Consider the following 11,006-nt stretch of genomic DNA (forward strand, 5'->3'; position numbering starts at 1 on the left):
TTTTAACTAAAAATAAAGCAGCTTAATTAATAATCCGAAATTTAAAAGATTACTCTTGTTTTATAGGGGTCAAAACATGTGGTGCCTTGTGATTCCTCACATAAAAATACAATTTGAAATCAATTCACAACACCACGGCAGACTTAATTAAAGGAGCTAGTCTTGTGATTCCTCACATAAAAATACAATTTGAAATCAATTCACAACAAAATCTATTAATTGTCTGTGTCCATAAATCTTGTGATTCCTCACATAAAAATACAATTTGAAATCAATTCACAACAAAAGAATTGAGAGTAGGGAACTTAGTAATCTTGTGATTCCTCACATAAAAATACAATTTGAAATCAATTCACAACTATTAAAGAATTCTGCGTGTTCTGTGGTGCCTTGTGATTCCTCACATAAAAATACAATTTGAAATCAATTCACAACGTTTAAATGGCGGTTGTTCTTCCGAAAATTCTTGTGATTCCTCACATAAAAATACAATTTGAAATCAATTCACAACTACCTCTATTTAGGTTTAATTCATCTAAGACTTGTGATTCCTCACATAAAAATACAATTTGAAATCAATTCACAACAAAAGTATTTGTAAAAATAGTAGCTGACTGCGGAACTCAAATGTCTTCAAATTACAATGTTTATATCTATCACTATCACGGCTATTACTTATGCGCTGTCATCATTTCGTTTATTCCTAATTAATTGTGGTATTGAGGTAATATTAAAATCAAAACTATGATAATATTTTTTTATCAGTTTGCTACTAGGTACCTCAACAAATCTAAACGAGATATAGGATATAATAATTACAATAATTAATGCGAATAAAATAGAAATCAAGGGGTTTACACCAAGAACATAACCTTTATTAATAATCACATAACCAATATTCTGATGAAGCAAATAAAGAGAATAAGATATTGAGCCGATGAAAATGAGTATTTTATTTGACAAAATAAATATTTTACCTTTAATACCAAGAAAGAATACAATGGTAAAAAGCAGGTACAAAAGAAATAGAGTAAGCGAATTTAAATAAAACGTTGTGCCCAAAGCTAAAACCAAAGTTACTACAGTTAATTTATTCTGTTTTTTATAAAATATTTTATACAAACAAATACCAATAGCAAAAAATGGTAAATATTGAAACAAAAGAATACTTTCAAGTTGAGGGTGAAAATTAACATCAGCTTGATGAGTAAATACATTAACCGTCATGAAAAGTAAAATAAATATTTCGATCTTTTTTAATGTATTGACTGAATAGGCTAAAAACATCCAAAAATAAAATGTGAGTTCAACTTTAAGAGTCCAGTAAACTCCATCAACACTTGGAATACCGAAATATTCATGAAACATAATTATATTTTTCAAAGCTGTCAAGAATGAAACCTGTCTACCTGGCAATCCAAATAAACATACAATTATAAATGTGGTAGCAATTGCAATCCAAAAAGGCGGGTACAATCTAGAGAATCTAGAAATTACAAAGTCCATTGGCTTTTTTACATGGTTCAATGTTAAAAAAATCACAAAGCCACTTATCATAAAGAATAACTGAACTCCTTGACTGTAATATTGAAAATGATTAGTATCTAAAAATAAATCGTGACCATACAATGAATCATACCTAATGGTGTAATGATATATTACTACAAATAGCGCTGCAATTCCTCTCAAAGCATCTAATTCAATTAGTCTCTTTTTCATATTTTCTAACTGTCTAGCAATGGTTTTTCATTGTGTTTTTTTATTTTAGCTAACAACTAACAGCACTTTTTTTTCTTGTGATTCTTCACATAAAAATACAATTTGAAATCAATTCACAACGTATTAAATGATGCGATCCATTGTTGTGCATAATTAAAAGCAAAAATGAAAAAAAGAAACATAATAGCTTTACTAATTTTATCAACCTTAATTGCGAGTTGTTCTTCCAGTAAATATGTCAATTATCTAAAAAACAATACCGAAGTTCTTCCCTTGTCTGATTCTTTACAATTTCATTCGTTAGACAATGATTTCTATAATCAAAAACTCTTTTTTGTTGGAGAGATACACGAGGTCAATACCTCACCACGAATTGATTTTGCAATGTTTACACAAATCAATGAAAACAGAAAAATTGATTATTATTTGGCGGAAATGGACTTAATACAGGGGTATTATCTTCAGAAATATTTAGAAGGCTCAAATGAATTAACTCTAAAAGAAATACTTAAAAATTGGGTAGTTTATATAGGGAGTATATCTGAGCAGTATAGACAGAAATGGGTTAAAATGCGTCAATATTATGCTGAATTACCTGATAATTCAAAATTTAAACTGATTGGTATCGATAAAATTGTAGATCATAATCTTTTAAGAAAACTACTAAAAGAAAAACTTCCAAATAAATATTTAGTAAGTATTCCTTTAGATAATAAAGAACTTGTTTTATGGTCTGAAAATATGCTAAAAAAAGTCTTGAATGATAAGGATCATAACATTGAAATTGAAGATTTAAAGTTGCTTGAAGACATTTACTTCAATCTTTCTAATTTGAACAAGATAAAAAGCAGAGATAAGTTTATGTACACAAACTTTAAGAGGTATTACGAGCAAAATCAATGGGAAAATAAAACGTTTTATGGAGGGTTTGGTTTTGCACATACTTTACAAGCATATGATTATACTTTAGCTGGTAGAATAAAAAAAGATACGCTATTACCATTTTCAAATAAAATGGTTAGTATGAATGCACTATATGTAGATTCAAGATTAACCGTTCAAAGTAGAGCACTACCTAAGTTCTTACAAGACAAAGGCAAAGAGTTTACAAGATTTAAATTCTCTTATGATAGTAGGTTGTTTATGTATATAAAAGGAATTGCTGATTATAAAAAAGTGACCAAACCAAACACCATAAGTTTAATAAAATTAGACTCAAAAAATTCACCTTATTTACAATCTACCAGAGGAACAAAAACAAAAAGTTTGATACCTATTTGGGAAGGATTTGATATTCTTGAAGGGAGTTCTACAACAGATTATGCTCAATACATATTTTTTGTAAGAAATGCAGATTGGATTATACCAGACGTGGAATAACAATCATGCCTAACAACCCGTAGCATTCATTGCTAGTTAGAGCCTACTTACCAAAGTGCTATCAGAATTTTAGCTGTCATTTATTTGCTAACTTAAACACGTAAACACGCAACAAAATCATATACTAGACCGTTATCCGTTTGCGGTTCCTCACATCAGTACACAATTTAAAATAAATTCATAACTTATCAAACAATGTGATTCAATGTTGAAATACCTTGTGATGAACACCAAACAATTACGAATAGAACAAGTACAATACGAATTGAAATAAATGATAACATGAAAAATACTTTATCAATAATATTAGCTTTTACCATCTTAATTTCTTGCAAATCAAACCAAGGAAAAAAAGAACAACAAAGACCAAATGGACAAAGACCTTCTTCTACACAAATAATTTCGGAATTGGACAGTAATGGAGACCAAAAATTATCAAAAAATGAAGTCAAAGGACCTATTGCTAACGACTTTACCCATATAGATAGTAACAATGATGGCTTTCTGACTTTAGAAGAGCTTAACAAAGCAGAAAAGAATCAAGGGAATAGACCGCCACAACAAACAACTACAAATAAAGATTTGTCAAATGAAATTGATGCTTCAGTTAAGGTAATTCCAGTAAATACAGATTACTTTATTTCAGAAAACATAATTGGCGGAATTCAAAAACAAATGATTGAATTAAATGGAGTTGAAACACTTTGTTATGTAATGAAAACAAACTCTCAAGCAACCGAACATCAAATGGGGCCTTGGTGTCCAAGACATATTGAGGATGGAATGGAAAAAGCAGGTATTTGGTTTAAAGATGATAAAGTTTATGATGTTTCAGGACACTTTATTGCTAATTTAGATGAGTTCTACAGCGATGATAAATGGAAACTATATAGAGAGGATGGAACAATCAGAGTTACCGATACAGAAGAGGGTTGTTTGGCAGCTGCAAAACCAAACGTAGAAGATAAATATCATAACTATTGTGTAGAATGCTTGCCCGAATATTTCAAAGACCAAGTAACCACTTTTGTAATTCCAGCTACACCAAAATACATAAAAACTGCTCAAAGTTTTGGAAGAGGCGGAATAGGACTTGCTTTCAACGGAGTTAAATACGATCCACCTGCACCAACACACGCAATATTAGCTGCTCATACAATAGCACCTTTAGACGACCACGGAGGACACGTAAATCCACACGGAGGTTATCATTATCACGCTGTTACTGGCTCAACAAAAGAAATTCCGCAGACTGATATTCACTCGCCAATTATTGGGTATGCTATTGACGGATTTGGAATTTATGGCTTATTAGATAAAAAAGGAAACAAGCCAACAGCTTTAGACGAATGTGGCGGACACTCTGATGATGAAAGAGGATATCATTATCACGCTGGAGAACCAGGTGGTAACCAAATTATAAAATGTTTACACGGGCTATCTGGATATACAGCAGTAAAAGAGTAAAAACCCAACACAGGCTTCTATCCTACTTCAACGTTTTGTGTATTCATTGCTATATACAGTTCCTAAAAATTTATTTTTACAAACAAGTAAATCGAACACCTCTCATTGCTATTGCTCATGGCAGGTGTTTTACATCTAGCATTTGTTAAGAACTCTTGTGTTTTGTGGAAAAGTATGCGTAGGAACTACATCCTTAAAAAACTACCTTTATAAATAAATTAAACATTGATAACGTATTTCTTTTTTTGGGGGAATGTTATCCAATGTTCAAAACCATACCTTAAAAAAGGCTGATTCAGTAGCTACGTGAATTATCCCTGCATTAATAATATTTCACTATCGTTATTTTGATTTACTTGTTTTGCCCCAAACCCTGCTTGTTGTTTAGGTTTTGCTACTTCTATTTCATATCTATAAAGCCAAGTTGTTTTTTCCTCACCGTTATGAAAATATCTTACTCTATATTCAACTGTTTCCATTGTTATGCATACGCCAACGATAAAAGCTTCTATACCTCCTATCACCGTAGTTATTTTTGTTCCTGCTTTTAGTATTTTCATTTTTATTATTTTAGTTTGTTATGTAAGTAGTTGTATTTTGCCTATCGGCACAGCCTTTTTTAAGGAACGGTTCAGAACACCGCATAAGTTGCATAGCGATGCTACGCATCTTATACGTGGAATGTTGGCAATAATTAGAAAAAAATGAAAAATATAAATTGGACACAAAGTATTTTATCAGCTGTAATTACAATTATAGTAACTGTTGGTGGTGGAATGATACTATTTAATCTACAAACAGACAAACCAACTTTAAACTTTCATACCGAAAAAATACTTCCATTTAAAAGTCAAAAGGAAAATTTAAACATTTATCATATAAAGTTTGAAAACCTAGGAAATAAATTAGCTGAAGAAATTGTTGGAGAAATAAATTTATATCCTGCCAATATAAAAGAAGTGAATTTTTCTTCAGATTTCCCTATTGATATACAAACTGAAAATGATTCTTTAAAAATTAAATTTTCTACTAAATCACTTAACCCCAAAGAATCTTTTAAGGCTTCGATTTTAGCCATTTCAAATGTGAATTTTCCTGATGAACCTAAAGTAAAATTGAGAGGGAAAGGTATTATTGGAGAAAAAATTAATAACGAAAACAAAAATGAAGAAAAAGACGAAAAAAACGAACTTCCTATTATTTTATTAGTTTCATTCGCTTCAGTTCTTTCTCTTTTAACTAGAGGTATTATAAAAAATCAAGGAATTGGAATAAAACATTCTGATGACCAAAACAAAATAATTGCTTTTTTATATGGCATCCATAATTTGGACAAACAAGCAGAAAAATTACTTTCTTTACCTAATAAACTGAGTTATTGGTCAGAATCAGACAGGTTAACTTCAAATGCAATAAACTCTGATAAAAAAGAACAAGTTGAAAAAGTAAAAAATGTCTTAACTGATTTATTGAGCTATGCGAAAATTGCAGATAGTAGTAGAGGAATAATTTATTATAATCTCGCTAGAGTTGAAAAATATCTTGGAAACGAAGATAAAAGTACCGAATATATAGAAAAATCAAAAGAAGAAATTCCTAAACTTTTAGAAACAAGAATGAAAATTGACCCAATATTTAAAAATTAAATAACTATTGCCAACACCGGCTAAACTTCATGCGGGTTCTGTGCTTTCTCAAAGTTTTGTGTATATTTACTAAGTCGCCAAATCTTGTTGATTTGGCTTTGTGAAACCAAAGAAACAAAACCAAACAAAAAGCTTCGGCTTAGTCCGTGTCTGAAAATCTTGGCGATTTTCTTCCCGCACAAAGCCTAGCCAAAACCGTTGTATGTAATAAAAAATTCATGGATAACAAAGTTGAAAAAAATAGAAAAATAGAAGAATCTTTAATTTATAAAAACTTAAAGAATGCTAAATGGATTTTGTTAATAGGTATAATAATAACATTAGTATCCCCTATTTTACTAACATTTTCATCTAAATTTGATATAACAAATTTTTCAAATACTGGACAAATAGGTGATACAATTGGAGGAATAACCTCTCCTGTTGTAAATTTATTAGGTGCTATTTTAGTATTCTATGCTTTAAAGGCTCAAATTGAGGCTAATAAATTAATTCAAGACCAATTCTATGAGCAAAAAAAAGAAGAAAATCAACGAAAGAATTTATTATATATTTCAAAATTATATGATTTCTTTATAAAAAACATCGAGAACTTCACTTATGATTCTGAAAAGAGTGTAGGTCATTTTACTAAACAACAAACTGAAATAATAATTTATAAAGGAAGTTTAGCTATACATTATTTTTTAGAAAATTTACAATGGTCATATTTAGATCCACACAATGATAGTGAAGCTCTAAATCAAAAAAATATCAAACCTTTTTTAAACATCTTAAAATTATTAGACTTATTAGTTGATAAATTAAATAACACAAATATCCCTATTGAAGACAAAGAGTTTTATAAAAATTTGATTTTACAACAGACAGAATATACATTATTCACAGGAGTAATAAACGATCCTGAAACATATAGTGGTCCTTTTGAAGTTTGTAAAAAATGTGGAAATAAACATTCAAGAATACCTTTCATAATAATAAGAGTTATTGATGATTTAAAGGAAAAAATAAAATTACTACAGCCAACAAAGTACTGTGGTAAAAAACAAGTAAAAACTTATTAATTTCTCACCAAAACACTTCTATATCCATCATCATATATCAATCCTGATTTTGCGATAGCAAAGGCCTGTTTTAATAGCTTATTACAAACAGCTACGACTGTTGATTCCTCACATAAAAACACAATTTCAAATCAACTCACAACTTATCAAATGATGTGATCTGTTGTTAGCCACAAGCAAAAATGAACGAAATAAGAAAATTTATTGAAAACATCACTCCAATGAATGATGCTGATTGGTTGTTTTTCTCTTCAAAATTACAGAAAGTTAAACTCAACAAACATTCTTCTTTAATAAAAGTTGGAGAAATTGAAAACTCATTATCTTTCATCACAAAAGGAATAGTAAGAATTTATATTCCAAGAGAGGAAAACGACTTAACTTTTGGTTTCTTATTTGAAAACGAATTTGTAACGGCTTATGATTCTTTTTTAACACAAATGCCTTCTCAATACCAAATTGAAACTTTAACAGAAACTATCATCCTAAAAATATCTAATAAAGATTTACAAGAAGTTTATTTAAAAACAAATTGCGGAAATAGTATTGGGCGAAAAATGGCAGAAAATATGTTCTTAATAAAATCAAAAAGAGAACTTTCTTTATTAAGTAAAACGGCAGAAGAAAGATATTTGGATTTATTCTCCGAAAGACCAAATCTATTAAAACAAATTCCATTAAAATATATCTCTTCTTATATTGGTGTTACTCCACAAGCTCTAAGCCGAATAAGAAAACGCATTACTTAACTCAAGTTCATTGTCAATACTTTTATCTTTTCTGACATTTGTAGTTCATCAATTCAGAAAACATGAAACCTTTAATTGTCCTTTTATTAAGTTTTACAATCTCTCTTTTTGTAATAAAAATAACACAAAAAGAATATGACCTTTTCTTATCAGCAAGAATTTCTATATCAATAATGTTCCTGTTTACGGCAATTGGACATTTTATATACACAAAAGGAATGTCTATGATGATACCTAGTGCAATTCCCTATAAAGAAACCTTAGTTCATCTAACAGGAGTGTTTGAAATTCTAGTAGCAATTAGTATTCTTATTCCTAAAATGAAAGAAATATCCGGATGGATATTCATTATATTTCTTCTACTAATGCTACCTGCTAATATTTATGCAGCAATAAATAATGTGAATTTTCAAAAAGGAACTTTTAACGGAAATGGAATTACGTATTTATGGTTTAGAATTCCACTGCAAATATTTTTTATTTTATGGATATATCTTAGTTCCATAAAATATTAATCATAAAGACAAAAACAGTGCCCCATCAACCAAACCCAATACAGGCTTCTATCCTACTTCAACGTTTTGTGTATCCATTCCTACATACAGTTCCTCAAAATTTATTTTTACAAACAAGTAAATCAAACACCACTCATTGCTATTGCTCATGGCAGGTATTTCACATCTATCATTTGTTAAGAACTCTTGTATTTTATGGAAAAGTATGCATAGGAACAACATCCTTAAAAAACTACTTTATAAATAAATTAAACATTGATAACGTATTTCTTTTTTTGAGGGAATGTTATCCAATGTTGTACAACATTTGGAAAAAATAGAATATTTGTCGAACTTTACAGAAATTTAGAATATTATGACAGCAATAGATAGTATAAAAAATAATCTAATAGACAGAATTCTGGCTACAAGAAACGAGAAATTATTGACCGCAATTAGTAATATTTTTGACTCTACACAATCGACAAATGAAACAGTTGCTTTATCTTCTCAGCATATTGAAATGCTTTTAATGAGTGAAAAAGATATTCAAAACGGAGAAATTATTTCAGAATCTGAATTAAACAACTCTGATTTAGAATGGCTGAATTAAATATATTTTGGACAAAAACGGCTGTTAAACAGAGAAATGAAACTTTTAGTTACTGGAACAAAAGAAATAAAAGTACTGAATATTCTAAAAAATTAAATAAGAGCATTAAAGAAAGAACTCATATTTTAAAATCGAACCCTAAACTAGGAAAACAAACTGATTTTAAACTAACCCGAATGATTTCTTTAGGACATTATAGTATTCTTTATAAAGTGAATAATGATCAATTAATAATTACAGGGTTCTGGGACAATAGACAAGATCCAGAAAAATTATTAAAATTCTTGAAACTAAAATAAAACGTAGTACAACACCGTATAAAATTAATGTGGGTTTTTATGGTTTAGCCCAAAGTTTTGGTTTCTTTATCGTGTCGCTTATTCTTATTTGAGTATTTTTAAATCGACAAAGATAAAAACACATAATAAGTATAAGCTTAGTTGCTCGGCTGACAATATAATCATTGTCTACCTCCCACACTAATCTTATACAAAAACGTTGGGCACAAGCAAAAAAGAAAGTTTGAAAATGAATTCGTTTATACAAATATTTATAAATTCAAAAAAAGCATTTAAAAATATAGAAAATGACTTCTCCGATGAATTACATACAAAAAGTATTATTGTATTTGTAATCTATGGTTTACTGAGTTTTATTGAAAAATTTTCTATTGAGAATAAAAAAGAAGGATTCTTCCTTCAATTTTCACTGTTAATTATGAAAGTTTCTTTAACAATATTAATATTATTATTGTTTAGTTATTTAATTTATTGGATTGGAAAAAAATTAAAAGGCGTTGCGGAATATATAGATATTGAATCTGTAGTGGCTCATTCATTGATACCATTAATTATTTCATCGATAATAATTTTAGTTTTAAAAAAAACTATCATTTTTGATTCAAACTGGAATAATGAATATTTGAGAAATTCTGTAATAATTATAACCAATTTAATATCTCTGAGAATTTTATATCTTGGATCTAAAAGATTTAATAAATTTTCATTGAAAAAAAGTCTGATATCTATTAGCCCTAAAATTCTTGTTTATGTTGGAACTATAAGTTTGATAATTTATTTAATGATTAGATAATTACGAAAAAAGCCAGTACCCAACAAAGTACTGTGGTAAAAAACAAGTAAAAACTTATTAATTTCTTACCAAAACACTTCTATACCCATCATCATATATCAATCCTGATTTTGCGATAGCAAAGGCCTGTTTTAATAGCTTATTACAAACAGCTATTAATGCTAGTTTTTTACTCTTTCCTTTGGCTACAATTCGTTCGTATATTGCTCTACAAGCTTTGTTATATTTACAGGCATTAAAACTACACATAAATAATAAATTCCGTAGTTTTTGATTTCCTATTTTACTGATCCTACTTCTACCATTTACACTGCTTCCACTCTTCCTTATTATAGGTGTTAATCCAGCATAACTGCATAATTCACCACCACTATTAAATCGTTTAAAACCGTCTGTTAGAACCACTAACATTAAGGCTGTTTTATTTCCTATCCCTGGTATCGTTTTTAATCGTGTTAAAACATCTTGGTGAGCTTCTTTTACCAACAACAATAATTTAACTTCTAAGTTGTCTATTTCTTTTTCTAGCTGTTTTAAACTTCGTTTTATTGAACTCACAACTGCTTTACTTGGTTTTCCTAAAACAGTTTCTCCGTGCAGCTTATTTTTTAACATTGTCTTCTGTTTTGTGTATACAGAAAGGAGTCTTGTCATTTGTAAGCATTCTATTTGATGTTTAGAACTGCCTTGCCATTACTTTAAATCTACTTGTTTTGCATACTCACAGATCTGTTTAGAATCACTCTTGTCGGTCTTTATTTTAGACAGCTTCATTTGGATAA

The 11,006-nt window shown here is 29.1% G+C and carries 11 protein-coding genes, 2 pseudogenes and 1 CRISPR repeat array; of the genes and pseudogenes, 9 read left to right on the forward strand and 4 right to left on the reverse strand.

Translation table 11 applies throughout. From position 1 onward, the window contains the following. Positions 1 to 85 precede the first annotated feature (85 nt). A CRISPR array of direct repeats spans positions 86 to 587; the repeat unit is 46 nt; unit sequence CTTGTGATTCCTCACATAAAAATACAATTTGAAATCAATTCACAAC. Positions 588 to 675: 88 nt separating this feature from the next. After that, complete coding sequence (locus Q4548_RS16165) at positions 676 to 1,719, reverse strand: acyltransferase (protein WP_303456928.1); 1,044 nt, start codon at positions 1,717 to 1,719, stop codon at positions 676 to 678. A gap of 165 nt (positions 1,720 to 1,884) precedes the next feature. Here Q4548_RS16165 and Q4548_RS16170 point away from each other — a divergent pair, with 165 nt between their 5' ends. After that, positions 1,885 to 3,099, forward strand: a complete 1,215-nt coding sequence (locus Q4548_RS16170) for a hypothetical protein (protein WP_303456931.1) — start codon at positions 1,885 to 1,887, stop codon at positions 3,097 to 3,099. A gap of 282 nt (positions 3,100 to 3,381) precedes the next feature. Continuing rightward, on the forward strand, positions 3,382 to 4,566 hold the full coding sequence (locus Q4548_RS16175) for a YHYH protein (RefSeq protein ID WP_303456934.1): 1,185 nt from the start codon (positions 3,382 to 3,384) through the stop codon (positions 4,564 to 4,566). 311 nt (positions 4,567 to 4,877) lie between these two features. On the opposite strand, the gene Q4548_RS16180 is transcribed toward Q4548_RS16175, so the two are convergent. Continuing rightward, complete coding sequence (locus tag Q4548_RS16180) at positions 4,878 to 5,126, reverse strand: hypothetical protein (protein ID WP_303456937.1); 249 nt, start codon at positions 5,124 to 5,126, stop codon at positions 4,878 to 4,880. A 144-nt stretch (positions 5,127 to 5,270) separates the two neighbouring features. Between Q4548_RS16180 and Q4548_RS16185 the strand changes: the two genes are divergently transcribed. After that, positions 5,271 to 6,212 (forward strand): hypothetical protein, encoded by a 942-nt coding sequence (locus tag Q4548_RS16185; protein WP_303456939.1) that lies wholly within the window; start codon positions 5,271 to 5,273, stop codon positions 6,210 to 6,212. A 146-nt stretch (positions 6,213 to 6,358) separates the two neighbouring features. Beyond that, a complete protein-coding gene (locus tag Q4548_RS16190) occupies positions 6,359 to 7,276 on the forward strand; it encodes a hypothetical protein (RefSeq protein WP_303456941.1) in 918 nt (305 codons plus the stop codon). Here the strand turns inward: Q4548_RS16190 and Q4548_RS17390 are convergent. Next, positions 7,273 to 7,374: pseudogene (locus Q4548_RS17390) on the reverse strand (IS110 family transposase); the annotation flags it as partial. The gene Q4548_RS16190 and the pseudogene Q4548_RS17390 overlap by 4 nt on opposite strands. Before the next feature lie 84 nt (positions 7,375 to 7,458). Between Q4548_RS17390 and Q4548_RS16200 the strand changes: the two are divergent. The 5 genes from Q4548_RS16200 (at position 7,459) to Q4548_RS16220 (ending at position 10,224) form a co-directional block, all read left to right on the forward strand. After that, the gene (locus tag Q4548_RS16200) at positions 7,459 to 8,025 is read left to right on the forward strand and encodes a Crp/Fnr family transcriptional regulator (protein ID WP_303456943.1); all 567 of its coding nucleotides are present in this window, start codon (positions 7,459 to 7,461) and stop codon (positions 8,023 to 8,025) included. Positions 8,026 to 8,249: 224 nt separating this feature from the next. Further along, the gene (locus Q4548_RS17195) at positions 8,250 to 8,540 is read left to right on the forward strand and encodes a hypothetical protein (protein ID WP_336622746.1); all 291 of its coding nucleotides are present in this window, start codon (positions 8,250 to 8,252) and stop codon (positions 8,538 to 8,540) included. Between the two features lie 355 nt (positions 8,541 to 8,895). Then, positions 8,896 to 9,132 (forward strand): hypothetical protein, encoded by a 237-nt coding sequence (locus Q4548_RS16210; RefSeq protein WP_303456950.1) that lies wholly within the window; start codon positions 8,896 to 8,898, stop codon positions 9,130 to 9,132. Beyond that, positions 9,120 to 9,431 (forward strand): type II toxin-antitoxin system RelE/ParE family toxin, encoded by a 312-nt coding sequence (locus tag Q4548_RS16215; RefSeq protein WP_303456953.1) that lies wholly within the window; start codon positions 9,120 to 9,122, stop codon positions 9,429 to 9,431. The genes Q4548_RS16210 and Q4548_RS16215 overlap by 13 nt, the downstream gene beginning before the upstream one ends. Positions 9,432 to 9,660: 229 nt before the next feature. Beyond that, on the forward strand, positions 9,661 to 10,224 hold the full coding sequence (locus tag Q4548_RS16220; RefSeq protein WP_303456956.1) for a YIP1 family protein: 564 nt from the start codon (positions 9,661 to 9,663) through the stop codon (positions 10,222 to 10,224). A 57-nt stretch (positions 10,225 to 10,281) separates the two neighbouring features. Here the strand turns inward: Q4548_RS16220 and Q4548_RS16225 are convergent. Continuing rightward, positions 10,282 to 11,006 (reverse strand): annotated as a pseudogene (locus Q4548_RS16225) (IS110 family transposase); the annotation flags it as partial.

This window comes from Wenyingzhuangia sp. 2_MG-2023 (assembly GCF_030548295.1).
Lineage (GTDB): Bacteria > Bacteroidota > Bacteroidia > Flavobacteriales > Flavobacteriaceae > Wenyingzhuangia.

Bases quoted from the DNA above. Each gene is read 5' to 3' on its own strand.
- Q4548_RS16165 (WP_303456928.1), bottom strand. From the start codon at position 1,719: ATGAAAAAGAGACTAATTGAATTAGATGCTTTGAGAGGAATTGCAGCG.
- Q4548_RS16170 (WP_303456931.1), top strand. From the start codon at position 1,885: ATGAAAAAAAGAAACATAATAGCTTTACTAATTTTATCAACCTTAATT.
- Q4548_RS16175 (WP_303456934.1), top strand. From the start codon at position 3,382: ATGAAAAATACTTTATCAATAATATTAGCTTTTACCATCTTAATTTCT.
- Q4548_RS16180 (WP_303456937.1), bottom strand. From the start codon at position 5,126: ATGAAAATACTAAAAGCAGGAACAAAAATAACTACGGTGATAGGAGGT.
- Q4548_RS16185 (WP_303456939.1), top strand. From the start codon at position 5,271: ATGAAAAATATAAATTGGACACAAAGTATTTTATCAGCTGTAATTACA.
- Q4548_RS16200 (WP_303456943.1), top strand. From the start codon at position 7,459: ATGAACGAAATAAGAAAATTTATTGAAAACATCACTCCAATGAATGAT.
- Q4548_RS17195 (WP_336622746.1), top strand. From the start codon at position 8,250: ATGATGATACCTAGTGCAATTCCCTATAAAGAAACCTTAGTTCATCTA.
- Q4548_RS16210 (WP_303456950.1), top strand. From the start codon at position 8,896: ATGACAGCAATAGATAGTATAAAAAATAATCTAATAGACAGAATTCTG.
- Q4548_RS16215 (WP_303456953.1), top strand. From the start codon at position 9,120: ATGGCTGAATTAAATATATTTTGGACAAAAACGGCTGTTAAACAGAGA.
- Q4548_RS16220 (WP_303456956.1), top strand. From the start codon at position 9,661: ATGAATTCGTTTATACAAATATTTATAAATTCAAAAAAAGCATTTAAA.